This is a genomic window from Streptomyces sp. UF-297 (assembly GCF_058245575.1).
This window is the reverse complement of sequence record NZ_JBSIBZ010000221.1, coordinates 1-1266: the sequence shown is the minus strand read 5'-3', so window position 1 is coordinate 1266 and position 1266 is coordinate 1. Positions and strand designations below refer to the sequence as shown.

The window sequence follows — 1266 nt, the reverse complement described above, 5'->3', positions numbered from 1 at the left end:
GGGTCTGCTGCAGATTTGGGTGACAAGTGTGGTCACGCGGCCTGGGCGGCCGGTGTAGTCATGACGGTTTCGTACTCGACGGGAGTCAGCCGGCCCAGCGAGTCTTGTCGGCGTCGTCGGTGGTAGGTCTTCTCGATCCAGGTCACGATCGCGATCCGCAGATCCAGGCGGGTGGTCCACGTTCGGCGGTCGAGGACGTTCTTCTGCAGCAGGCTGAAGAACGACTCCATCGCCGCGTTGTCGCCTGCCGCACCGACCCGCCCTATCGAGCCAACCATCCGGTGGCCGTCGAGCGCCCGGACGAACTTCCGTGACCGAAATTGCGATCCTCGATCGGTATGCAAGATGCATCCGGCGACACCGTCACGCCGGGCAACAGCGTTGTCCAGGGCCGCGACGGCCAGACGGGACTTCATCCGCGTGTCGATCGAGTAGCCCACGATCCTCCGGCTGAAAGCATCTTTGATCGCGCAGAGATACAACTTCCCTTCCTTCGTGGGATGTTCGGTGATGTCGGCGAGCCACAGACGGTTCGGCCCGGGTGCGGTGAAGTCACGCTGGACGAGATCGTCGTGCACCGGCGGGCCGGCCTTCCTGCTCCGGCCACGTCTCTTGCCGAACACGCTCCACCAGCGGTTGTCCCGGCAGATCCGCCACGCGGTCCGGTCCGCCATGACCGACCCCGCGGCGCGGGCTTCGTCGGCCAGGAACCGGTAGCCGAACTCAGGATCCTCACGGTGAGCGTCGAACAACGCGTTCGCGCGAGCGGCCTGTTCGAGCTCGGCCTCGGTCACCGGTTGGTCGAGCCAGCGGTAGTAGGGCTGCCTGGCGAGCTTGAGTACCCGGCACGTCACCGTGACGGGCACCCCGTCCACGGCCAGCTCCTTCACGAGCGGGTAGATCCTTTTCCCGGCAGATGTGCCTGCGACAGATAGGCCGCAGCCCGGCGCAGGACCTCGTTCTCCTGCTCCAGCAGTTTGATGCGCCGTCGGGCTTCCCTCAGTTCCGCGCTTTCCTGGCTGGTCGTTCCGGGTTTCACCCCGTCGTCGATGTCGGCACGGCGCATCCACTTCCACAACGTCATCGCGTGTACACCGAAGTCAGCGGCCACCTGCTCGACCGTCACACCCGGACCACGGTTCCTCGCGACCCGCACGACGTCCTCGCGGAACTCTTTCGGATAGGGCTTGGGCACAACGACATCCTTCCCACCCGCCCCACAGGGCAAGCCAGTTCAGATGTCACCCGATCGTGCGGCAGACCCCC

Annotated in this window: 1 protein-coding gene; it reads right to left on the bottom strand. The window is 65.5% G+C overall.

Annotated elements, in window-relative coordinates; translation table 11 throughout:
* Nucleotides 1-32 precede the first annotated feature (32 nt).
* Nucleotides 33-1195, bottom strand: a protein-coding gene (locus tag AC4IJH_RS43525) for an IS3 family transposase (RefSeq protein WP_490857566.1) whose coding sequence is annotated in 2 segments (ribosomal slippage) — nucleotides 33-908 and nucleotides 911-1195 — 1161 coding nt in all. Because the reading frame shifts where the segments join, the coding sequence is not laid out codon by codon here.
* Nucleotides 1196-1266: the final 71 nt, after the last annotated feature.